Genomic DNA, 20689 nt, shown 5'->3' with positions numbered 1-20689 from the left:
GTTAATCCAACACTTTTCCGGCAGTTTCTTTGGCAAACCACACTGCAATGAATGAAATTAGCGCGGTGATCATCACGTACCAGGCGGGTGACAGCGGATCGCCCGTTAAGGAGATCAGACTGGCTGATGCCAGTGGGGTTACACCGCCAAACACTGCCACAGTCAGGTTGTAGGACATCGCGATGCCACCATAGCGAATCGCCGTCGGGAACAGTTCGACCATGGCTGCGCCACAGCCGCCATTAAACAGCGCAACACACACACCCAATACACTCATTGCCGCGATAGAGCTGCCGACCGATCCCTGTGTCATCAGGAGCATGGCGGGATAGGTCAACAGGATGAAACCCGCGCATGCCACCAGCATCAGCGGTCGTCGTCCCCATCTATCAGACAAGTAGCCCGTGATCGGCATGCAAATAGCGACGCTCAGTAAGCCCAGCGTGGTGATGAGATAAGAATCAGTACGGCTGTAGTGCAGATGCGTAGACAAATAGCCGGGCATAAAGGATTGCAGCACCCAGCTGCTGACCGCTTTGATCACGACGAAACCGGTGCAAAACAGCAACGCCGACAATGAGGTTTTGAAGGCAGTACGCAGTGGCGATTTTTCGATTTTGCCGGTGGCTTTTAACTTGTGAAATTCCGCCGAATCTTCCATGTTGCGGCGCATATATAACCCCCCCAATCCGAGCGGTGCAGCGAGCAGGAATGCGCCATCCCCAGTCATTCATTGCCGTCTCACCTAACCCATAGGTCAACAGCAGCACCAGGCCAGAGCCGCAAACAAACGCCATGAAACTGAAGTTCTCACTCCAGCAGGTAAGCGTGGCGCGACGATGCGGCTCAGCGCTCTCTGCCAGATAGGTGATTACCCCGGAACTCTCACCACCTGCGGCGAAGCCTTGTACTAATCGAGTCATCACCAGCAGCACCGGTGCGATAATGCCAACCTGATGCCAGGTCGGCAGAATGCCCATCACAAATGTAGATATTGAGGTGATGACAATCACCGTCACCAGCACTTTGCGTCGTCCCAGACGATCGCCCATGGAACCGAAAAAGAAGCCGCCCAGTGGACGCATTAAAAAGCCGGAGCCAAATACAGCAAAAGACTTCAGCAGTGCGGTAGCTGGGTCAGAACTGACAAAGAAGTTGCTGGCAATAATCGCCGCCAGGGTGCCGTATAAGCCAAAATCGAACCACTCGATAAAATGACCAATCCCGGCTGCCATCATGATTTTGGCAGTACGCTTTGGCGGATTATTGGTTTTTGTCGCCACGTACTCACCGCCATATTGACGGGTTGAATTCTCCATACGACCTCCAGAGGGTAAATGTCGCGCCACAGGGAGACGCGTCATGTCTTGGAAGTTAGCGTATGAATTTTGGTGGGATGTTGCGCAGGCGTTGAGAGATAGCGTGAAGCTAATCAAAGAACAAATCCGGCAATTGCTTCACATAGTGAAGCAGAGAAGTGTTCTCTGACCAAGCGCTCAATGGAAGCCGCGATTATAGTGAACGGATTAAGTCATTACGCATTCATCCAAAGCTTTACCTATGCTGCCGACGGTTTTTTGCAATGCGTATTTGTCATCTCGGCCCACTAGATTTTACAGAACTCAAGGTCATGTTATTGCTTTATGAGTACATGGTGATGTCCGCAGCTGAGGACACACCATGTAGCACACATTTAAAGCTCAGACGCGAAAAAGGCCGCCATTATGGCGACCTTTTCCGGCACTTCCCTTTGCGACCATCCTTTATTTGTATAATTCTGCGGTCATGTGCACGATATTGTTGGTGTTTGCCTCAGTAATTTTGTACTGAGCACCTTGTTCCTGAGCCTTCGCTGCAATTTTTGCTTCTGCACCATCCAGCGTACCGGAGGTTACTGAAACACTCTGCGCAAAGCTTGCTGCAGACATCAGAGAAAGAGCGGCTACGGCGGCGATAGACATTGCTTTGATAGTTTTCATGGTCATATTCCTTAATTTGTGTGGTTGAAAGCTCGTTCGCTTTCGATGTAATAATAATACCTATAGTTATCATTTCACAATTAACAATAAATGCTGGTATTGTGATCGTGCTAACTATTGCGTCGATAGGCACTACCTATGGATATCACTTCATCGCACAGCAGAGTTGAGCAAGTACACTACTGCTAATCAGGAGCGAACATGGTTCAAAGCCTTAAAATTGTCCCGCGGCTGCTTTCCGAAGTTCGGACAGGCACAAAAACGCATACCATCCGTTGGGGTGAACAGGAGATAGTTCCGGGTGCGATGACCTATGTGAATGCATCAGATGCATCTGACACAGCACGAGTGATGGTGACCAAAGTCAACAGGATGCCGTTGTCTGCTGTTGCAGGTTATCTGGATAAGCGAGATGTGTGGCCAGATAAGGTCATGCTGGAAGGGATGCGTGAACACTATCCTGATATTGAGCTAGATTCTGAGGTAGATGTAATACATCACCTTGCGTCGGCTAACGAATGACACCGAAACGCGGGCGAAATCTAATGCTCTTAAGGTCGAGGATATAACCCGTGCTGCTAGAAAAGCTAAAAATTCTGGAGTGCAGCCTTCATGGCGTAAAGCGGAGCGATCGCAACTGGCTTGAGCAAATACTGCATCCACAATTTCACGAAATCACCCGTTCAGGCTTGATGGTTAACCGCATCGAGACCATAGCATCACTCGAGCACGAGAAAGATGCCCCGGATATTCTGAGCGCTGATTTTCAGCTGATCTGCCTGGGTGATGCCTGCGTAATATTGCATTACAGAACTTCCCAATCCGATGGTAGTCGAGCGTCTCTACGCACATCTTATTGGATACTCTGCGAGGAAAACGGCTGGCAGCTCGCTTTTCACCAGGGCACACCAGAAGCAGGTTCAACTTAATAATGCATATTGAGGCATTAGCAATAAGCTATGGTTTAGGGCCTTTATTTCAGGAACAACGAATCTACCGCGGCCTTCAAGCCAACCGTTAGCGCTACAAATGCTCCACCCGTTGCGAATGCAGACTCCGTAGTCTTTTCTTCCTGGCAAATATCCCTAAAACGTAGCAGTGCAGCTTCAGCATCGGATGCGGTTACTTCTTCAAACTGTTTGTCATACCTTTGACTAATCAGCAACGTTGCTCTGCTTTCATCCGCTCTGTTCACCACCAGGGTATGCTTATCATTTTTATAAATGCAGTAATGCGGCATAAGTCGCTCCATTAGCTAAATGCTGTAAACATAATGTAATGCAACTGATTAAAGATAAAAGCGATAGCTGTCAAATAGATATCATCCCCCTCCCCTCTCTGATTGACCACGATACGGAAACGGGCCGCTTTGTGCCACTACCGGACGTCTTACGATGATGACAACTGCCTAATATGGCGTTCATCGTATTGGCTGTGTCCGGAGGGAGGCCAGTGAACTCTGGTTTTTCATCAAGTTACGCCAGCTGAAGGTAGTGTCTAGATTCGTGGCCATAGTCTTATGTTAAAATGAATTCGGCAGCCCCCTTTTGTTCCAATCGGTTTGGGTCAGAGTAAACAGCATGCTGGCAGGCGCATTTTTAACATCGTGAATGTCTTTTACATACCGGAGTCCGGCATTCGTCAGGACTTTCTGCGATGCCAGGTGATTTGCTCTTACTGCAGCAGATATCTCAGGCATTTTGAGCTCAAAAAACCCGTAGCTGACCACGTAGTTAGCAAACTCTGTCGCCAGCCCCTTCCCCCATGACTCAGTGGAGAAACGGTATCCGAGGTTATTGATATCGTTATTGGCATAACTGCGGATAGTCAGTCCGCCAAAGCCGATGATCCTTTCGGGATTATCCTTCAAAGTGATAGCCCAGTTTCCGAAACCGTAATCCTCCCAGTGTTTAAGCCAGCGAGCCAAAACATCGCAAGCGTAATCAATATCAGGATACGGACCTGCAGGATTAAACGTATTTGTGGCAGGGTCGCCATAAATTCTGAAAAGGTCATCTGCGTCTGAGGTGATTACAGGACGAAGATGCAGTCGGGAGGTAGTTAGCAGCAAAATGTCTCCTGAGCTTTTGATGGATTCTATGAGTTTTCTTTCTTTTTTATAGCCAGAATTCTTCAGGTTCACAATGGGGGTTATTTTTATGGTGGAAGACTACCCATGCCATCATTATTTTCACGTCCGCATCTCGCTCAAGCGGACTTACTCACGTTCAGCTGTCCGCTACGTGCCAAAAGCGGACGTTGTTGTAGTTGCTCGGGTGAGATGAACCATGCATGGTGGTTTAAAGCTGCATTGAATAGCTACGATTGGAGGAAGTGATGATTGCTCAGCAAGCGCCTCAACTTGAAACTGCCCGACTGATTTTAAGGCAATTTGCGCTCAGCGATTTTCCAGAGCTTATGGCAAGCTGGGCTACTCCTGAGATGGCTAAAATTAATGGCGGTGAGAATCCGACAGCAGAAATCGTTTGGTCACGCTTACTACGCTATATCGGACACTGGCATGCATTAAGTTATGGCTACTGGGCAGTTATTGAAAAAACAACAAGTCGTTATATTGGTGCATTTGGTTTTCAAGATGCCCATCGCGATATCACCCCTGCGTTAAAATACCCTGAAGCTGGATGGACATTGATTCCCGAATTTAGGGGAAACGGTTATGCGTCTGAAGCATTTACAGCAATTTTACTTTGGGCCGATAAGACATTTTCCTCTTCAGTGTGCTGTATCATTGACGAAGAAAATAAACGCTCAAATTATCTCGCTGAGCGTTTTGGTTTCGAGTTTCAAGGGTATGTTAACTACCATGGTAAGCAGGTACGGATGCTTATACGTTAGTAGACTATTCACCGTTGATTAATATACTGCGATGTCAGTAATGTCCGCAGATCACTCTTAGCGGACATAAGCCTTACGCCAGACCATTCTGTGCCAGAAGCGGACATTGCCTAATTAGATGCTAATGAAAATCAAACTTTTAATCCGATTAATAAAGACTGATAGCTCGATTAAAAAATGACTCAGTTTAAGCATTACTTCCCTGGCTACCTGACAACCACGTAGAATTCAGGTTTGAGGTTTCTTACGCTCATGACAATAAAAATGACTTATGTTTAACTGTGCTGAATTTTTCATTTGAGTCGAATTAATGAACCTCCGGGCAGTCGATCTTAATCTTTTGGTCATTTTTGACACGCTGATGCGTGAAAAGCACGTTACCCGCGCAGCCCGAAAAGTTCCGATGAGTCAGCCAGCCATGAGCAGCGCGCTGGCGCGGCTTCGCGTGCTATTTGCTGACGAGTTGTTCATCAGGGTTAATGGGCAGATGGAGCCGACACCGCGCGCCATTGAAATCAGCGCTGGTGTCACGAGAATACTGAAGGAAGCCGAGCGGCTGATGCTTTCGGAAGTCTCCTTCGATCCTTCAGCCAGCGGGCTGACGTTCTCAGGAAGAATGGCAGACCTGATGGGTTCTATGCTGTTGCCGGAGCTGCTTGCCTCTGTGACGTCTCAGGCGCCGGGCGTGAAGATTAACATCGAACATACGCCCATTGATAAGACCATAACTGCCCTGGAAGATGGCAACCTGGATTTTGCCGTCAGTTCTCAGCTACGTCATACCTCAGGCGTGATCAGCGAGCCGGTTATTACCGACAGGCTAGTATGCATCATGCGCCCGCAGCACCCGCTTACGTCCGGTGAACTCACCCTTGACGCATTTCTGAACATCGGCCACCTGCATGTGGCGACCAGCTCATCAGATGTCCGGTTTGTCGACGATCTGCTTTCGGGAAAACGCCTAAGACGTAACATTGCCGTGACCATACCGCACTGGCTGACTCTGCCCTTTGTACTGGCCAGAACCAATCTGATTTCGGTGGTATCTGAGAAAATGGCAACGACCCCACATTTTTCGGGCCTTGTGATCAAAGCGATGCCCTTTGACGCGCCCCCTTTTAGCTGGAATCTTTACTGGCATAAGCGCGATTCCAGTAACGTAGCGCACCTCTGGTTGCGTGAGCAGATCTTTCGCGTCTGCCGCATGCTCTGAGCGTCACAGCCCGACAGAATCGAGCCAGACTGAAATATATCGGGCTAATTGGCCGGGTTGTTCAAGCGGGACAAGATGGCCACTTCCTTTAATAACCTCAACGTCGCTCCCAAAGCAATTCGCCAGTTCCGCGACTTCTTCATAACGCCGGAGCCGGTCCTCATCTGCAGCAAATACCTTAACCGGTCCGGTAAAAGAGCGGGTGGTGATGTCATTTCGTTCCAAAAGAGCCTGCGCTCTGAACACTCCCGATCCCAGTCGTTTTCCCATCTCACGTATTCTCTGGATTAATAGCGTATCTCCCTGTCGCGAAGGATGAAGCGATCGTTTAATCGCAACCGGGCTGATACCGTTAAAGTCTCCGGACAGCGCGACGCGGGAGGCAGCATCGAGCAGCTTGCGCTGTTCAGGCGAATCTTCCCGCAGCGAGGTGGCAATCAGAATCATGCCGACAGTACGTTCGGGATAGGCCTCAGCAATTGCCCGGGCCACATAGCCGCCCAGCGAGAAACCCACCAGAATAAAGCGATGGGGTAGATCGCTGACAATATAACGCGCCATCTCGGCAATGTTATGTCCACGCGCGAGACTTGCCCGAATAAAGCATCGCTCGTCAGGATAAACGCGGATGAACTCATCCCACAGGGTCTCGTCGAGCATAAATCCCGGAATAAGCACCACGGGTAATTGCTGATGTTGCACAGGCCAGTCCTTAAGCTGAAAGCTCTGTCAATCCTGCAGCGCACCCTCTGCAGCGTCAACCGGTGATTTTGATAATTCATGATGTCTGTATTTCATTCATCGCATGAATACATGCATATGAATTATTGATTGGATCAATCGCACGCGCTGCCTGACATTAAGTGGTTTTGACGAGATGCAGAGATAAAATGAACTCTTCTATCACGCGAAGTAAGGCTTCAGCCGATTCAGCGCGGGCAACTGCAGAAAAATTATCCAGTAGTGCTGATGCTTAACCATTCATGCAGGCTGAGAATGGGGACATGCCCTTTACAATGCCATTGTTCATATAACTTACCTACGTCACGTTCGATTGCTTTTAACAGGAGAATTTATGAGTAACCCATGGCTTTCCATTCCCTTAGCTGACTATGAGGGGCATATGGCGCTCCCGGATGTCGGCCAGGCGGATATGCTCTCCGGTGAACTGGAGACGCTGCTCGCAGAATATTCACCTAAGTCCGTCGCCATTGCAGGCTGCGCAGGCGGCAATGGTTTCGATAAAGTGATTAATGCCGGGGTTACGCGACTCGTTGGGGTAGATATCAACCCTGAGTACATCGCGGACGCGCGCGCGCTATACAGATCAGATTGCGCAGCTGGAACTCTATGCGCTCGATATTCAAACGGCCATACCAGACAGCGCACCTGCGGATCTGGTCTACGCTGCCCTGCTTTTTGAATACGTCAATATTGATGATGCGTTAAAAAACCTACGCGCAATGTGTCATGACAGCAGCATTTTTGCTGCGCTTTTGCAGCTTCCCAAAGAGGGAGCTGAGGCCGTAACGCCCTCACCCTACTCAACCCTGAAAGAACTGAGTTCGCTGATGCGGCTGGTTTCTCCTCAAGAATTGAATGACAAGGCGGTCCAGGCCGGATTTAACTGCCTTTCCCAGCGCATCATCACACTCAACTCCGGGAAGCGCTTCTCTCTGCACGTGTATGAACCCTGCTGAGGGGGCGGCATACGCATTGATACTGGCTTGTTTACACAAGCTCTCAGCACAGGCCATTGTTACGAATGACAGGTTCTGATTATGGAAACCCGACTTAACACGGACAGCTTTTCAGATGGCGTGCGCGATGCCGTTCCGCTTCTTCTCGCCGTTGCGCCCTATGCTCTGGTGCTGGGCGCGCAGGCGTCTCGCTCCGGGCTCTCAGTCTCTGAACTCGGCCTCATGACGGCGCTGAATTTTGCCGGCGGTTCGGAATTTGCCGCCATTCAGATTTGGAAGAACCCCCTTCCAATACTGACGATCATCCTCATAACATTCCTGATTAACAGCCGCCACATCATTATGGGTGCGGCGCTTACGCCCTACACCAAGCATCTGCCTCGCCGAAGAGTATTACCGGCTCTTTTTCTGATGGCAGATGAAGGCTGGGCGGTCACCTATGCAAAAACATTGCGTAATGCCGCAACCATGCCAGCAGATAAAGCGCTGACAATGGGATATTTCCTTGGTGCATGCTTCCCGTTCTATCCCGTCTGGGTGGGGTTTTCCATCGCTGGGGCGATGATTGGCCCGGTGCTGGGCAACGTTGATGCCTACGGATTTGCCATTGCCTTTCCGGCAACCTTTATTGTACTGCTCAGAGGCATGTGGAGAGGCTTTTCAGCAGCCCTTCCCTGGCTGATTAGCCTTGCCGTAGCCGGAGTGGTTTATCACCTCATTCCCGGACACAGCTATGTTCTGGCGGGTACGTTCTGCGGCCTGCTGGCAGCTTGGTTTCTGGGAGGACAGCGATCATGAGCTGGATTGCTGTCGTTACCATTCTGGGTATGGCTTCGGTGACTTATCTGACGCGTGTGCTGGGCTATCTGGTCTTGCGAAACCGTCACCTTAGCCCCAGGGCAACTTATGTAATGCAGAGTGCACCAGGCTGCGTCATGGTCTCCGCCATTTCCCCCTACTTCGTTTCAACGAATCCTGCTGAGATCATTGCCATATTCATTGCAATCCTGTGCTCTGTCCGACTGCCTATGTTGTCCACGCTGGTTATCTCAATCGGATCGCTGGCACTTCTGCAGCTGGTTTTTACGTGATACTTCTTAGCTATTGTCTTTGCCGAATGGTCAATTAACTGATTATTGGGCATAGCTTTATTTCAGCGGCTTTCACGGCAGTCCAGATAATGGATAAAGTGTTGCACGGCGTGCGACACGCTGTTGTTATCACGCCAGGCAAAAAAGAATAAAGCCACTAATCGGACAGTTTTATTGATGGTGTACGCGAGGCAACTCCACTACTTATTGCCACTGTGCCCTGTGCTCTGATACTGGTGAGATGTCGGCTGCAGGAAATTAATCAATAAAACTGTGCAATGAAAAAATAATGAGTAACAGCCCACCAGCCATGTTTACATATTTTTTCAGCAACAGTGGATTAATTTTCTTTGTTGAGAAGACCAGTGTATGACTGATGATAATAAGCCAGAGGACCATTATCGCCACATGGAAAGAAGCCAAGGTTAGATAATTGCCCACCCCGCCATACTTTCCTGCAAACTGAGAAACCACCGTCAAATAAAAAATAATTGCTTTGGGGTTTAAAACATTTGCAAGCCAGGCTTCCTTTATCGTAACTGGAGACGGTTTTTTTTGAGATTGTGGGTGCTGTGCATTCAAACCATCTCGGATGAGCATAGCTCCCAGCCAAAGAAGATATAATGTTCCTGCAATTTTAAGCACACTAAAAATTGCCGGCGATGACACAATAACTGCGGTTATACCGAATCCGATAAGGAGCGCATGGGTGTAGATACCCAGTGCTGTACCAGCGAGGGTTCTGTAAAGACCTTTGCGGCCACCTGCCAGAGCGCTACCCATAACGAGTGTGAAACTTGCGCCTGGAGAGAGTGCAACTGGAAGTAGTGCTGGCATAAAGCCGAGAAGATTAATATCCATAAGCTTTTAATAATAGGCGAGATTTCACTCAGCCGCTACTATGATCTTTAACATTTAAGAATAAATCTACTACGCGTTCCCTGCGTGACCTTTCAGTCCGCTTTTCGCTCACAGCGGACCTTACTTCCGCGTCCGCTTCGTGCCAGAAGCGGATTTTATCAACGACCTAACTCATCCATATATTCCATATATCAACTTATGTATTCAGTATAAATAGCGGGAGGTTGATGAATTAGTAATAAAATTACCCCGCATGATACAATCAATATGGTAGGCTTAATAAAATGAAAGTAGGATATACGTGAATATTTACCCTCTTCATTGACATAATAAATCACTCAATTTCAGGATAATCTGTATATCCTGCGACACCACCGCCGTAATAGATCGCCGGATCGGCATTGTTCAGCGGAGATTCTGTTTTAATACGGCTGACGAAGTCCGGGTTAGCCAGAATCATCTGGCCGTAAGATTCAAGATAGGCAAGTCCGGACTAGATATCATCACCAATGCTTTCTCTGCTTTTCCCTGTGCGATTAAGTATCAGCGGCTGCGTCCATAATGCCCGCAATTCATCCAGCAGTGTCTCATTGCCCATATGCATAATGTGCAGATAGCTCAGTCCGAGCTTATTCAGCTCAGCAACCAGGTAACGATAAAGTGCCGGACCTTCTTCACCTTCACTGATACCCCAAATCTGGCTGCCGGGAAAAAGACGGATCGCGGTTTTGTCTGCACCAATCTCTTCTGTAATGGCTACCGCCACCTCCAGCGCAAAACGTGCACGGTTTTCAATCGAGCCGCCATATTCATCGCTGCGCTGGTTGGCGCTGGGCGCTAAAAACTGGTGTATCAGTTAGGCATTAGCGCCGTGGATTTCCACACCGTCGGCACCGGCCTCAACAGCACACCGGGGGCAATAGCAGAAGGTGCCACGCCCTGACGATGGTGCGGCGTGTTGTCAGGATGATTCATGCGGCCGGTATGCATGAGCTGGATGAACAGATGCCCGTCCTTATGAAAAAATGCGCTACCCGTGAATTTTTATAAATGCCATTACAGGCGCGTGTGCATATTTCCACTGAACATACCACCACGGAAAACTTTTGCCGCCGGGTCAGTAGTGAAGAGCACCAGATCAGTGGTGTCAAGTGCGGTGACGGTGTGAACGTCGTCGCCTTCGATTATAATGCTCTCACCCGTTTTAAGAGGAATTTCACCTATCCGCGCTGCGCCCTGAAAGACATATAACAGGCGCACCACGTTACCTATCGGAACAGCCGGCAGCTTCAGTTCGCTACCTTCAGCAAGCCGCGCGTCCTGTACCCACGTTTGAGAACGAAAAGTTAACGGCGCATTTTCAGGGCCGGCAATCAGCCGCCAGATATTGTCACTGTAAGGCGTACCAAAGTCGTGGAACTGAACCTGTGGTGTCAGGTCGGTTTCTGAGGGGCGAATGAAAATCTGCAAACACTGCATTGACTCGCCTTGTTCACCCAGAATGCGCTCTTCATGCTGGAAGGTATGCCCTGCGTTCATGAGCATCAGCCGGGTATCAGAAATTTCTTCCTCATTACCGACCGTGTCCAGATGCAGCATTCTGCCTTTACGCATATAGGTGAGAATTTCATCATCCTTATGTGGATGCATTGAAATTACCGTTCCGGCTTTGACGTTTGCCTGATCAATACGTCCGATTGCACCAATACCACTGTCGCCTGAATTCTGCACCATGCCCGGCCAGAGAATATCGATACCGAAACCGCCAGAGCCATGCTGACGTTTACTGCTGTTTTCTATTTTAAGCATTGTCATTACCCTTCTGTCCGGGAAGGCAGACCCGCACGGAGGGCGCAAAACGCTGCCGAACGGGCCTGCTGGTTTATTCTTTACTGAAAGGATTCCATTAATACCTGGACCAGTTTCTCTCCCTGAGGTGTTGCCCAGCTTCCTGCCAGCTCAGCAATCAGCTGGTTGGTTGTGGTGAGGGTAATACCATTTTTGTCCATACGGCGGAGCGCAATGTCATCAGCCATTTTGGTTGGTGAGGCACCGGCATCAGCAACGACCTGCACGTCAAAGCCAGCTGCAACCAGTGTCAGTGCCGGGTATACCGTACAGACGTCATTGGTGACACCCGCAATAATCAGTTTCTTTCTGCCGGTGGCTTTAACCGCGGCGGCAAAGTTCTCATCGTCCATGGCGTTTACGATGCCCAGACGCTTGATTCGTGCCTCAAACTCTTCCGGCAGAATGGTTTTCAGTTCTTCAACCAGCGGACCTTGCGCATGCTCTTCCATGCTTGAGGTCAGCACCACCGGCATATTAAGAATTGCAGCGGATTTGGCCAGCATCAGCGCATTACGTTTTAACTCTTCAAAGGGCATAGATTTGGCCCAGCCCATAGTGCCGACCTGATGGTCAATTAACAGCATGGCAGCATTGTCAGCAGAGAATTTTTCAAAGCTCATGATATTTATCCTGTAGATTTAGTTTAACCACCTGATACTTATAATTTTTATCAGGATTAATGCAGGGTTTTATTCATCTCTCCTGCGAATGATTAAAGTATATCCTGTTATTTTTTGGGATAAATAGCTAATATCAGAATTGAATATTCCACATATGGCACAATTAAGATGGAACTTCTCAATCACATGTCTTACTTTGTCGAGGTCGTTAAAGCGCGCAGTTTTCGTGGCGCGGCTGAAGCCCTCGGCATGCCTAATTCCACGCTGTCCCGTAAAATAAACGAGCTTGAAAAGTTTATTGGTCTCAGACTGTTACACAGGACAACGCGCAAGATTGAGCTGACTGAAGCCGGCCAGATTTATTATGAACGAAGCCGGCGCATCATTGATGAAGCGCGTCTGGCGCATGAACAGCTGGGTTCCCTCCTGGCTCAGCCGCAGGGCATGCTGAGGGTCTCTTTACCGGCCGATTTTGCGGTGATGACGCTTGCGCCCTTTATTAAAGAATTCGCAGACTTTTATCCGGGTATCAGCTTCGATTTTGATTTAACGCCGAGAAATGTTGATTTGGTGTCGGAGCCCTATGATCTGGCTGTTCGCATGGGGAGTCTGCCCGATTCAGGCCTCATTGCGCGTAAGCTCGGTTCGCTTTCGCGCAGCCTTTACGCATCCCCCGACTATCTGATTCAGAATGGCATTCCCGGCAGCCCTGATGAGCTGACGGATCATGAATGTATAGGTATGCGGCAGGATAAGCCCGGTTACTGGCAGTTATATCGCGAAGAAAGCCGAATTAGCCTTAAAATTTCCGGGCGTTTTCAGATGAACAGCATTGGTATGATGCGTCGTTTTGCCTCCATTGGAGCAGGCATTGCGATTCTGCCTGACAAAATTGTCGGGGAAGACGTTGCGGATAGTAAACTGGCCCGTGTATTACCTGACTGGAAGGCAGAAGCTGTAACGATTTATGCTCTTACTGAAACGCGACTGCTACCCGCGAAAACTCAGGTGTTTATTGAATTTATGCGTGAGAAGCTGAGCGAGCAAGCTGACTGACCTGGACGGCTACGCATATTGCTATAATCGAAAGGTACGCTTTCGCTCATAGTGGACATAGTTTGACGTCAGTCCGTTTAATGCAGGAGCGGACATTGCATGTATTAAGGCATCATAAGAGCCGTCAATTTCCGGAAAATAACGGCTCGATGGTGGCTTAATCGTGGATGATGCATTTAGAGGTATTCGATAATGTTAAACCCTTCGTCAACCGTGGGTTCTGAGAAATAACTCGTTATGGTATCGAACTGTTGATCTGTAGCTGCAAAGTCGTGCGCACCTTCTGCGTTACGGGCGTGTAGCCGGGCTCTACAGACTTCATCAGATACGTTCAAATAATGCAGACGATTATCAGCACCTGACTCCTTAATGATACTCATCATCCATTCACGCTGGGTCCGTGTGTTTGCCGGGAAGTCGAGAACAACGGTTACGCCTGCGTTGAGTAGTGCCACCAGGTGGGGCTTCATAGCGCTTCTGAGCTTTGAGGAACACTGAATATAATCCGCCACTGACTGCATTTCATCTGCATAGAGCTTAGCCAGCCAGTCGTCCTCACTGATAATTACGGCGCCAGGTAAAGCACCTAATTTTGCTGATAATGTGGATTTGCCTGATGCAATTTTTCCGCATAAAAGATGCAGGGTAGGTTTTACTGAAGTTGCCTCTGTATCGAAGTCCATTTTTACCTCACTGGTATGTTCCGGTAAGGCTCACCATACCGGTGGGAGGGGATAAACTCTATTTAATTTAGCCTTATACATTAAATCTTAAGCAAGTTGCCAATATAAAAAGTTGTTCTTGGGATATATAAGCTGAGAAGTTATCATCTTAACCCGTATGGATTGAAGCCAATGAAATGAAATGTGTGATGAATTTTTTTATTAAAATAATCGCTGTGATAGCCTCACTTTCAGCCATAGGCTTTATGGCTGTTTATGCTGATATTAAACTTGGCATTAAGGCGGATACTGAGGCCTGCCCAGCTTTAAATATACGACAGGTGGCCGATGCAGTAGTTGAGGATGTGACAAGGCCAGATAATCGGGTTTTTGCATCTCAAAATCTTACAACTGATGACGTAAACGTTCGAATAGACGAAGTTCAAATTGGGCCTACAAGTGCGCTTGTCACGTTTACCACATCCAAGGATCCGGGGTTGGTATGGAGCGCAATGCCTCGCTGTTCTGATTTGAAAGATGTTGAATACGGGAATTAACAAAGACGCTTAAGTTTCACCCACTTCTACGCTCGCACCGTGCCACGAGTGGAAATAAAACATTCATGACATCGTTGCGTAATGAAACATATGACGTACAGGGTATTGCAACGTGGGATATAGTCCGTTTCTCGCTCATAGAGAACCTCAAACAAGCGTCCGAGTTGTGCCAGAAGCGGAGAATGATAACTAAAATTAGTGTCCGCCGGTTGTTAACTGGCGGCCATCGTTCATCTGTTGCCTGGAAGTTCTGTATCAATGTTGGAGACATCACCCATTTAAATCCAGCCAGGATTATATTCGCTCCAGCATATTGACCAGGTGTTGCGAGCGCCCTTTTCCATACCAACCCTGTAATGCGCGCCGTAAATTTTTCGTCCTTTTGAATCATGAGTGTAATTTGCAATAACACCGCCAATTATCAGAAAGGCTGACTGGCGATCGCATTTTGCAAAACGGCAGTGACATTTTCACGGCCGGAAACGATTGTCTTCATAGACGCTACGCCAGAGTTCAAGCAATTCCGGAGGAGTTGAGAAGTCACTCAGATGCCATATCCATCCGTCGCTTTCCTCCGCTATCCAGTTCAGGTCCTATCGTGCGCGACCAACCACTATCATCGGAATGCGGGCTTCAAGTGGCATAATAAAGGCGGCCCGGGCGAAATACGTGCTTATAAGCGCTGTGTGAGTCAAGATCCGGCGGATAAGTAAGTTGGGTCTGTAAATGGGGCATTTTCACTCCTGCCGGGCGCGGTCAGCCGCGCCCGTTATTCAGTTCATCATTGATAATTACTTCGCGGCATCCCGCAGAGCCTGCTTCATAAAGACGACAGAGCTCTCCAGAGCCTGTACCGCTTCTGGCGGCAGCGTGGAGAAGAAATGCCATGCGTGAAACATACCTGGCCAGACTTCCAGATTTACGCGAACGCGGTGATCACCCAGGTGAGTGGCCAAACGCATCGCATCGCTCAGCATCAGTTCGTTTTCACCAATCTGAACCAGCACCGGCGGCAAACCCGTCACGTCGGCAAACACGGGAGATGCCATTGGGTGATTAGGTAACGCATCGCCCAGGAAGGTGCGAGCCAGGAAATCCAGACCGGCCTTGGTGTTCAGCGGATCGAGGCCTTCCCGGTTGTTCATGGATACGCCCGTGTGCTCAAGGTTGGCCCATGGGGAAATTGAAACACCGCCGGCCGGAAGCGGCAGGCCTTTGTTGCGTGCAGCAACCATAACGGTAACCACCATCGCTCCGCCCGCAGACTCGCCCGCCAGTATGATTTTGCTGGCGTCAAATCCCTGTTCAGTTAACCACTCATACGCACGAACGGTATCGGTAACGGGCGTAGGGAAAGGATACTCCGGCGCCAGACGGTAATCCGGCATGTAAACCCTTGCGCCCAGCATGCTGGCATAGTTACCACCAATGCCGTGATAGCCAGCCGGTTCACCGACAATGTAAGCCCCGCCGTGGATGTACATAACGATGGCATCAGTTTCAAGGTTGTCGGGAGTCACCAGCGTTCCCGGCACGCCCCCCATGTCGACCTCAGAAAAGCACACGCCGGCAGGTGCCGGATTTTTAGCCAGCATACGGGTATAGGCGTCACGCACCTCGCTCATAGGCGTTACGGTATCCTCACCCGTAATGATTGGGCCCAGGCCAGCCAGGCTTTCTGACCATTCTTTTACAGCTTGTTTGGTTTGTTGATTCAGCATTTCAATTCCTGTTTGCATTTGCGCTTAAAAGTAACAGGTGCCTATGATAGGTAAATATTTGGGGAATGTGCTTCCCTTATCAGGGTACGTTAACGCCCGTATTGAATGAGATAAATAAATCATGGAAATCAACAGCATTGGTGATATCGCCGCATTCGTTGCGGCTGTAAAAGCCGGGAGTTACACCCACGCTGCGGGCTCTCTCGGACTCACACGTTCAGCCATTGGCAAGAGTATTGTCAGACTCGAAACGCGTATGGGGGTACGCCTTCTTAACCGTACCACCCGGAGTCTGAGTCTGACCGATGAAGGGAGGATCATGTTCGAACGTTGCCGGCAGATACTGGATGACCTGGAAGAGGTCGATGCTGCCATGGCCATGCGCAGAGGTAAGCCAACGGGGACTCTCCGGCTGAGTGCGCCGCTTTCTTTTGGGCAGCACCATATCCTTCCCATTCTGGATGTTTATCTTAAAAAGTGGCCTGAGCTTCGTGCGGAGGTGTCCTTTAGCGACAGGTTTGTTGATCTTATTGAAGAAGGCTTTGATATTGCCATTCGCATCGGTGAACCCCGCGATGACTCGCGCATTCTTACCCGAACGATTGCTTCGCAGCACATTGTCACTTGTGCATCTCCCGAATATTTGTCCTTACGGGGCGTTCCAGAAACGCCCGCAGACTTAATCAGGCATGACACTATTTTTCTTCTGAGTGCAGAAAAGAGGCGCAGCTGGCGGTTTGCGACTCCGGAAGGTACTTTTGTGTATGAAGGACCCGGGCGGCTAAACCTCGACAGTTCGGAAGCCATGCGGGCATCGGCTATTTCCGGATTCGGTATAGTTCACTTACCAACCTATTTGTTAGGAGAAGACCTGCGTAGCGGTAAGCTGATACCTGTGCTTGAGGAGTATCCTTTCCCACCTGAACCAATTCGGATCATCTATCCCAGCAAAAAACATTTATCCCCGCGAATTCGCGCCTTTATCGACCTGCTGGTTGAAAGCTGGGAGCAAGGCGTACCCTGGGAATAAGGGAAGTGTACGTACAGAAATCCTAAATGCTGTTATGTGAAATTCATCTACAGGTTCAACGTCCGCTTTTGCTCATAGCGGACAATGAGCCCGATAATGGCAGACTTGTTCAATCTGCAGATGTTTATGAATAAGATGAGCAAAACTCATTAAATGCACAGGCCGCTCATTACTGACTGGAAGCAAATCATAGGGTCAGCAAACTTATATGTTGTTACTTCTTAATTATTGCTCATATCGGTGAATCATCAGCATTACTCTTTGAACAGCTATGATTGTTACATGCCGGATGATCAAACTACCTCAGGTGCGAAATCCAGGCCCTACAACATTGACCTCAATCGCATACGTGGACATTGAAATTTATCTCAAGTGAACCAGGCTTAAGTCTCTCATCAGAGGAAGACCTATATGCCCTATAAATCACGAGACTCCCTGCCAGACAGCGTCAGACATGTCCTTCCTGCACATGCGCAGGATATTTACCTTGCGGCTTTTAACAGCGCGTGGGATGAGTATAAAGATAAAAAAGACCGTAAGGATGACAGCTCGCGGGAAGAAGTGTCACATAAAGTGGCCTGGGCTGCAGTCAAGCATACGTACGAAAAAGGCAGCGACGTTAAATGGCATAAAAAGAAATCCTGAGCAGACCTTCAGTTCCATGCCCGGCTGGTACAACCCAGTCTGAGTTCACCTGTAACCCCCCTTCATGGAGACTGATTTGTCATTAACCAACCGGACTCAATATCGCGACCTTAAACGTTCTTTCCTCTCTGCCGTTCCGCTGGGTATTGGCGTGATGGCATCAGTTGATGAGATCATATTTCATCAGCTGCTGGCCTGGCATCACTTCTTTGACTGGGGCACTCCCGCTTATGGTCTGTTTTCCGATGGGTTACTACATTCTGCCGAACTAATCGCCTTTGTGGCAGGCGCCTTCTTGATGCTTAACCTTATCCGTGCCCAGAGCCTGTGCAGATTGTCTGCATGGTCCGGTTTCTTTACGGGTCTGGGAGGTTTTCAGATATTCGACGGCATTGTTGACCACAAGCTATTCAGACTTCATCAGATACGCTATGTGGATGATTTATGGATCTATGACCTGGTGTGGAATGGCGCGGGACTGCTGATGCTGTTAGCTGGCTGGCTCCTGTACCGACGTGCACGAAGAACGGAGGCTACCCTTTGGAGGAGATGATCCATCATGGCCCACCTCCGGGTTCCTCTGTGCTGGTCTTGTTGCTTACCCTCTTTCCACTGTGTCTGCTGTGCCTCTATGCCATAGCCGCCTTTCGCAGGCGTGAGGCATCAGGATGGAGCGGCTGGCGCATGGCGAGTTTCACTGCGGGCATCATGCTAATTGTGATAGCCGTACTGCCGCCGGTCGCGCACTGGGCGCATCATGATCTGCGCGGTCATATGTTTCAGCACCTGTTGCTGGGGATGTTTGGCCCGCTCGGATTAGTGTTCGGTGCACCCGGCACGCTGCTAATCCTGAGTCTGACGAAATCGGGGGCACACCGGTTCATGAATATTATGCGGTTGCCACCGATCAGACTGCTTATTCATCCCGTCACCGCAGCCATTCTGGATATCGGCGGAATGTATCTGCTTTACCTCACGCCTTTGTTTAGTCTGAGCATGTCCCATCCGGTTTTATTTGTACTAATGCATCTGCATTTTGTTCTGTCTGGCTATCTGTTTACCTGGTCCATTGCCGGGCCCGATCCGGCACCTCATCGTCCCTCAAGAAGTTTGCGACTGGTGGTCGTTTTTCTGGCAACAGCGGCGCATGCTGTTCTTGGCAAATTGATGTACGGATACGGATATCCACAGGGGATGTCTGGCAGCCTCGATGAGGCGCAGTCTGCGGCACAATGGATGTACTACGGCGGTGATCTGGCTGAACTCTTGCTGGTGACAGGTTTCTTTGCGGCCTGGTTCAGGCAGCGCAGTGTATTGCCTGTTTTCATGGCAACCAGAGTTGCGCGTGCGCGCAATGAAGAGTGACGTTTTATTTCTTTTTTTCTGGGTCAAAATCCCTATATATCGCACTGAGCCGCTCTCTGAACACCACCGGATCGTGCTCTCGACGGATGCGCGCGACAGACTGTATAGAACGATCTTTGACGGCTTTTCTGTCGCTGATGATCTGCAAAATGTGGGCTTTCAGCTGACTAACGATGGCGCTTCTCAGTACCGTTTTGTCGCTGAGCGCTCCTACCGTCAGCTCCGACATACTGTTCAGGGGGCAGCGGATAAGCCAGCCGGCATTTTCCGGATTGATTTCCGGCAGGGCTCTGACGTTAGTCGTAATCACCGGGCAGCCGCAGGCCTGCATTTCCAGAACGGAAAAACCGTAGGTCTCCTGCCAGGTGGGAAGTAGCCCAACGTCAGAGGTCTTAATCAGCTCCAGCACCGCGTCGTTGCTGAGCGATGTATGGTGCCGGAATATCGGGCATTCACGTAGCGTGTTCTCTATGCTTGCCCGAAAAGCGGCATCGTCCTGAAATTCCTGGTGGGCCACGTTATGCGTCCTGCCAGGATCCCCCACCATATTTACGCGCACGTCGTTCATGCTTATCATGTTTTCCCTTAACAGCTGGCTAACGGCCAGAACAACTTCAGCCCCTCCCTTGCGATAGAACTCCTTACCCACGAAGATAAAAGTCAGCGGACCTTCCTGAACCGTAGCGTTTTTTTCCTGTATCACCGGCTGCGGGGGGTGCAGTACGTGCAGTTTAGGCCCGATGATGGCCTGCTCTCTGGGAAAATGCTCCAGCAGCCGCAGCTGGATTTGCCGTGTAGCTTCTGAGATAGCGATGATGCCTTTGCAGCGCGAAGAGCAAACATACCGGAGTTCGCGCGCCAGCTCGGGATTGTCAAATTTCACTATTCCACCGACGGGCAGAACACGAGGCAGTTCGGTTTCAAAGGTCGCTACCCAGTCGCCAGGGCCCGAAGAGACTTCGTTGAAAAGGTGGATAATGTCCGCATCAACTGAAGACATCAGGGGCAGCGGGCGGAAAATAAAGAGTTTATTTTGGTGCAGCAAGCGCTGCCGTATGACGTTGATCCAGGTCCAGATGTTTCTGGACCGGTAATCCAGATAGCGATGTGAAGGGTCTGTGATGATGTTTCTCTTTTCCGGGTAGCCCTTCCCCCCCACGATAATCTTCATCCTTCCCCCTGCTGGCGAGTGTGAAAAAAATCAGTTTCAGAATTAATCAACAACCATTGAGTTTGTAAGGACGTGCGAGTGCTTGCGCGTTTTAAAAGCGGACGTGGCGTTGAGTAATGAACAAGACGTCCAAGGCCCCTCCACGCTGTTTCGAGAAGCTGCGCCGATTCAGGTGCTGGTCTGCACATAAATGGCGCTGGCTGACATTCCGATATGCTTAATTATGCGCGGGCCCACCAGAGAAAGACGTGTAACTGCAGGCATTTACTGACATTCCGGAAAACTTCGGGAGAGAAAGTACCACCGAAAAT

26 protein-coding genes and 1 pseudogene are annotated in these 20689 nt (G+C 49.5%); 13 read left to right on the top strand and 14 right to left on the bottom strand.

Features of this window, described 5'->3' with window-relative positions:
* Position 1: 1 nt before the first annotated feature.
* A pseudogene (locus AC790_RS22000) lies at positions 2–1238 on the bottom strand (MFS transporter).
* 525 nt (positions 1239–1763) lie between these two features.
* Positions 1764–1979, bottom strand: coding sequence for a DUF1471 domain-containing protein (locus AC790_RS21995; protein WP_049853205.1), 216 nt, complete (start codon positions 1977–1979; stop codon positions 1764–1766).
* 201 nt (positions 1980–2180) lie between these two features.
* On the opposite strand from AC790_RS21995, the gene AC790_RS25215 reads away from it, so the two are divergent.
* Both AC790_RS25215 and AC790_RS25210 read left to right on the top strand, forming a co-directional pair.
* Positions 2181–2501 carry an ASCH domain-containing protein gene (locus tag AC790_RS25215; RefSeq protein ID WP_049853204.1) on the top strand — a complete coding sequence of 107 codons (321 nt, stop codon included), beginning with the start codon at positions 2181–2183 and terminating at the stop codon, positions 2499–2501.
* Between the two features lie 50 nt (positions 2502–2551).
* Positions 2552–2908 (top strand): DUF4440 domain-containing protein, encoded by a 357-nt coding sequence (locus tag AC790_RS25210; protein WP_049853203.1) that lies wholly within the window; start codon positions 2552–2554, stop codon positions 2906–2908.
* A gap of 44 nt (positions 2909–2952) precedes the next feature.
* Here the strand turns inward: AC790_RS25210 and AC790_RS21980 are convergent, their stop codons facing one another.
* Together AC790_RS21980 and AC790_RS21975 are read right to left on the bottom strand one after the other, a co-directional pair.
* Entirely contained in the window at positions 2953–3219 is a 267-nt protein-coding gene (locus AC790_RS21980; protein WP_049853202.1) for a hypothetical protein, read from the bottom strand.
* A gap of 282 nt (positions 3220–3501) precedes the next feature.
* On the bottom strand, positions 3502–4050 hold the full coding sequence (locus AC790_RS21975; protein ID WP_049853201.1) for a GNAT family N-acetyltransferase: 549 nt from the start codon (positions 4048–4050) through the stop codon (positions 3502–3504).
* Between the two features lie 266 nt (positions 4051–4316).
* On the opposite strand from AC790_RS21975, the gene AC790_RS21970 reads away from it, so the two are divergent.
* Complete coding sequence (locus AC790_RS21970; RefSeq protein WP_049853200.1) at positions 4317–4835, top strand: GNAT family N-acetyltransferase; 519 nt, start codon at positions 4317–4319, stop codon at positions 4833–4835.
* A gap of 310 nt (positions 4836–5145) precedes the next feature.
* A complete protein-coding gene (locus AC790_RS21965) occupies positions 5146–6048 on the top strand; it encodes a LysR family transcriptional regulator (RefSeq protein WP_049853199.1) in 903 nt (300 codons plus the stop codon).
* Between the two features lie 3 nt (positions 6049–6051).
* On the opposite strand, the gene AC790_RS21960 is transcribed toward AC790_RS21965, so the two are convergent.
* A complete protein-coding gene (locus AC790_RS21960; RefSeq protein ID WP_235440761.1) occupies positions 6052–6750 on the bottom strand; it encodes an alpha/beta fold hydrolase in 699 nt (232 codons plus the stop codon).
* Positions 6751–7123: 373 nt separating this feature from the next.
* On the opposite strand from AC790_RS21960, the gene AC790_RS21955 reads away from it, so the two are divergent.
* The 3 genes from AC790_RS21955 to AC790_RS21945 all read left to right on the top strand — a co-directional run bounded on the left by AC790_RS21955 (position 7124) and on the right by AC790_RS21945 (position 8839).
* Positions 7124–7471: a hypothetical protein gene (locus AC790_RS21955; RefSeq protein ID WP_049853198.1), complete on the top strand. Its 348-nt coding sequence runs from the start codon at positions 7124–7126 to the stop codon at positions 7469–7471.
* 358 nt (positions 7472–7829) lie between these two features.
* Entirely contained in the window at positions 7830–8546 is a 717-nt protein-coding gene (locus AC790_RS21950; protein ID WP_049853197.1) for an AzlC family ABC transporter permease, read from the top strand.
* Complete coding sequence (locus AC790_RS21945) at positions 8543–8839, top strand: AzlD family protein (RefSeq protein ID WP_049853196.1); 297 nt, start codon at positions 8543–8545, stop codon at positions 8837–8839. Before AC790_RS21950 ends, AC790_RS21945 begins: the two co-directional genes overlap by 4 nt.
* 258 nt (positions 8840–9097) lie before the next feature.
* On the opposite strand, the gene AC790_RS21940 is transcribed toward AC790_RS21945, so the two are convergent.
* The 6 genes from AC790_RS21940 to AC790_RS21925 all read right to left on the bottom strand — a co-directional run bounded on the left by AC790_RS21940 (position 9098) and on the right by AC790_RS21925 (position 12171).
* Positions 9098–9700 carry a LysE family translocator gene (locus tag AC790_RS21940; RefSeq protein WP_049853195.1) on the bottom strand — a complete coding sequence of 201 codons (603 nt, stop codon included), beginning with the start codon at positions 9698–9700 and terminating at the stop codon, positions 9098–9100.
* A gap of 334 nt (positions 9701–10034) precedes the next feature.
* Positions 10035–10160 (bottom strand): N-ethylmaleimide reductase, encoded by a 126-nt coding sequence (locus AC790_RS25075; RefSeq protein ID WP_072093469.1) that lies wholly within the window; start codon positions 10158–10160, stop codon positions 10035–10037.
* A gap of 33 nt (positions 10161–10193) precedes the next feature.
* Positions 10194–10496 (bottom strand): hypothetical protein, encoded by a 303-nt coding sequence (locus tag AC790_RS25070; protein WP_235440773.1) that lies wholly within the window; start codon positions 10494–10496, stop codon positions 10194–10196.
* Between the two features lie 56 nt (positions 10497–10552).
* Positions 10553–10675, bottom strand: a complete 123-nt coding sequence (locus AC790_RS25270) for a hypothetical protein (protein ID WP_255351279.1) — start codon at positions 10673–10675, stop codon at positions 10553–10555.
* An 81-nt stretch (positions 10676–10756) separates the two neighbouring features.
* The gene (locus AC790_RS21930) at positions 10757–11515 is read right to left on the bottom strand and encodes a pirin family protein (RefSeq protein WP_049853193.1); all 759 of its coding nucleotides are present in this window, start codon (positions 11513–11515) and stop codon (positions 10757–10759) included.
* Between the two features lie 74 nt (positions 11516–11589).
* Positions 11590–12171, bottom strand: a complete 582-nt coding sequence (locus tag AC790_RS21925; protein ID WP_049853192.1) for an isochorismatase family protein — start codon at positions 12169–12171, stop codon at positions 11590–11592.
* Between the two features lie 186 nt (positions 12172–12357).
* Between AC790_RS21925 and AC790_RS21920 the strand changes: the two genes are divergently transcribed.
* Positions 12358–13227 (top strand): LysR family transcriptional regulator, encoded by an 870-nt coding sequence (locus AC790_RS21920; protein WP_200902280.1) that lies wholly within the window; start codon positions 12358–12360, stop codon positions 13225–13227.
* A 176-nt stretch (positions 13228–13403) separates the two neighbouring features.
* Here AC790_RS21920 and AC790_RS21915 read toward each other — a convergent pair whose 3' ends face one another.
* Positions 13404–13910 carry an ATP-binding protein gene (locus AC790_RS21915; protein ID WP_049853190.1) on the bottom strand — a complete coding sequence of 169 codons (507 nt, stop codon included), beginning with the start codon at positions 13908–13910 and terminating at the stop codon, positions 13404–13406.
* A 188-nt stretch (positions 13911–14098) separates the two neighbouring features.
* Here AC790_RS21915 and AC790_RS21910 point away from each other — a divergent pair, with 188 nt between their 5' ends.
* A complete protein-coding gene (locus AC790_RS21910; RefSeq protein ID WP_049853189.1) occupies positions 14099–14446 on the top strand; it encodes a hypothetical protein in 348 nt (115 codons plus the stop codon).
* A 791-nt stretch (positions 14447–15237) separates the two neighbouring features.
* On the opposite strand, the gene AC790_RS21905 is transcribed toward AC790_RS21910, so the two are convergent.
* The gene (locus AC790_RS21905) at positions 15238–16167 is read right to left on the bottom strand and encodes an alpha/beta hydrolase (RefSeq protein ID WP_049853188.1); all 930 of its coding nucleotides are present in this window, start codon (positions 16165–16167) and stop codon (positions 15238–15240) included.
* 121 nt (positions 16168–16288) lie between these two features.
* Here AC790_RS21905 and AC790_RS21900 point away from each other — a divergent pair, with 121 nt between their 5' ends.
* From AC790_RS21900 to AC790_RS21885, 4 genes are all read left to right on the top strand, one after another.
* Positions 16289–17197, top strand: a complete 909-nt coding sequence (locus tag AC790_RS21900; RefSeq protein WP_049853187.1) for a LysR family transcriptional regulator — start codon at positions 16289–16291, stop codon at positions 17195–17197.
* 411 nt (positions 17198–17608) lie between these two features.
* Positions 17609–17842: a putative cation transport regulator ChaB gene (gene chaB / locus AC790_RS21895; RefSeq protein WP_049853186.1), complete on the top strand. Its 234-nt coding sequence runs from the start codon at positions 17609–17611 to the stop codon at positions 17840–17842.
* 76 nt (positions 17843–17918) lie between these two features.
* Positions 17919–18395 (top strand): DUF2243 domain-containing protein, encoded by a 477-nt coding sequence (locus tag AC790_RS21890; protein WP_049853459.1) that lies wholly within the window; start codon positions 17919–17921, stop codon positions 18393–18395.
* Positions 18392–19207, top strand: coding sequence for a cytochrome c oxidase assembly protein (locus tag AC790_RS21885; protein ID WP_049853185.1), 816 nt, complete (start codon positions 18392–18394; stop codon positions 19205–19207). Before AC790_RS21890 ends, AC790_RS21885 begins: the two co-directional genes overlap by 4 nt.
* 4 nt (positions 19208–19211) lie before the next feature.
* Here AC790_RS21885 and AC790_RS21880 read toward each other — a convergent pair whose 3' ends face one another.
* Positions 19212–20378 carry a glycosyltransferase family 4 protein gene (locus AC790_RS21880; protein WP_049853184.1) on the bottom strand — a complete coding sequence of 389 codons (1167 nt, stop codon included), beginning with the start codon at positions 20376–20378 and terminating at the stop codon, positions 19212–19214.
* Positions 20379–20689: the final 311 nt, after the last annotated feature.

The organism is Pantoea sp. RIT-PI-b (genome assembly GCF_001187905.1).
GTDB lineage: Bacteria > Pseudomonadota > Gammaproteobacteria > Enterobacterales > Enterobacteriaceae > Pantoea > Pantoea nemavictus.
Note: the sequence above shows the minus strand (reverse complement) of the source record. Positions and strands in the feature narration are given on the sequence as shown.

What these genes read in the sequence shown, in the direction of transcription:
- AC790_RS21995 (WP_049853205.1), bottom strand. Translation starts at nt 1,979, where the DNA reads ATGAAAACTATCAAAGCAATGTCTATCGCCGCCGTAGCCGCTCTTTCT.
- AC790_RS25215 (WP_049853204.1), top strand. Translation starts at nt 2,181, where the DNA reads ATGGTTCAAAGCCTTAAAATTGTCCCGCGGCTGCTTTCCGAAGTTCGG.
- AC790_RS21980 (WP_049853202.1), bottom strand. Translation starts at nt 3,219, where the DNA reads ATGCCGCATTACTGCATTTATAAAAATGATAAGCATACCCTGGTGGTG.
- AC790_RS21970 (WP_049853200.1), top strand. Translation starts at nt 4,317, where the DNA reads ATGATTGCTCAGCAAGCGCCTCAACTTGAAACTGCCCGACTGATTTTA.
- AC790_RS21965 (WP_049853199.1), top strand. Translation starts at nt 5,146, where the DNA reads ATGAACCTCCGGGCAGTCGATCTTAATCTTTTGGTCATTTTTGACACG.
- AC790_RS21955 (WP_049853198.1), top strand. Translation starts at nt 7,124, where the DNA reads ATGAGTAACCCATGGCTTTCCATTCCCTTAGCTGACTATGAGGGGCAT.
- AC790_RS21950 (WP_049853197.1), top strand. Translation starts at nt 7,830, where the DNA reads ATGGAAACCCGACTTAACACGGACAGCTTTTCAGATGGCGTGCGCGAT.
- AC790_RS21945 (WP_049853196.1), top strand. Translation starts at nt 8,543, where the DNA reads ATGAGCTGGATTGCTGTCGTTACCATTCTGGGTATGGCTTCGGTGACT.
- AC790_RS21940 (WP_049853195.1), bottom strand. Translation starts at nt 9,700, where the DNA reads ATGGATATTAATCTTCTCGGCTTTATGCCAGCACTACTTCCAGTTGCA.
- AC790_RS25075 (WP_072093469.1), bottom strand. Translation starts at nt 10,160, where the DNA reads ATGATTCTGGCTAACCCGGACTTCGTCAGCCGTATTAAAACAGAATCT.
- AC790_RS25270 (WP_255351279.1), bottom strand. Translation starts at nt 10,675, where the DNA reads ATGAATCATCCTGACAACACGCCGCACCATCGTCAGGGCGTGGCACCT.
- AC790_RS21930 (WP_049853193.1), bottom strand. Translation starts at nt 11,515, where the DNA reads ATGACAATGCTTAAAATAGAAAACAGCAGTAAACGTCAGCATGGCTCT.
- AC790_RS21925 (WP_049853192.1), bottom strand. Translation starts at nt 12,171, where the DNA reads ATGAGCTTTGAAAAATTCTCTGCTGACAATGCTGCCATGCTGTTAATT.
- AC790_RS21920 (WP_200902280.1), top strand. Translation starts at nt 12,358, where the DNA reads ATGTCTTACTTTGTCGAGGTCGTTAAAGCGCGCAGTTTTCGTGGCGCG.
- AC790_RS21915 (WP_049853190.1), bottom strand. Translation starts at nt 13,910, where the DNA reads ATGGACTTCGATACAGAGGCAACTTCAGTAAAACCTACCCTGCATCTT.
- AC790_RS21910 (WP_049853189.1), top strand. Translation starts at nt 14,099, where the DNA reads ATGAATTTTTTTATTAAAATAATCGCTGTGATAGCCTCACTTTCAGCC.
- AC790_RS21905 (WP_049853188.1), bottom strand. Translation starts at nt 16,167, where the DNA reads ATGCTGAATCAACAAACCAAACAAGCTGTAAAAGAATGGTCAGAAAGC.
- AC790_RS21900 (WP_049853187.1), top strand. Translation starts at nt 16,289, where the DNA reads ATGGAAATCAACAGCATTGGTGATATCGCCGCATTCGTTGCGGCTGTA.
- chaB (WP_049853186.1), top strand. Translation starts at nt 17,609, where the DNA reads ATGCCCTATAAATCACGAGACTCCCTGCCAGACAGCGTCAGACATGTC.
- AC790_RS21885 (WP_049853185.1), top strand. Translation starts at nt 18,392, where the DNA reads ATGATCCATCATGGCCCACCTCCGGGTTCCTCTGTGCTGGTCTTGTTG.
- AC790_RS21880 (WP_049853184.1), bottom strand. Translation starts at nt 20,378, where the DNA reads ATGAAGATTATCGTGGGGGGGAAGGGCTACCCGGAAAAGAGAAACATC.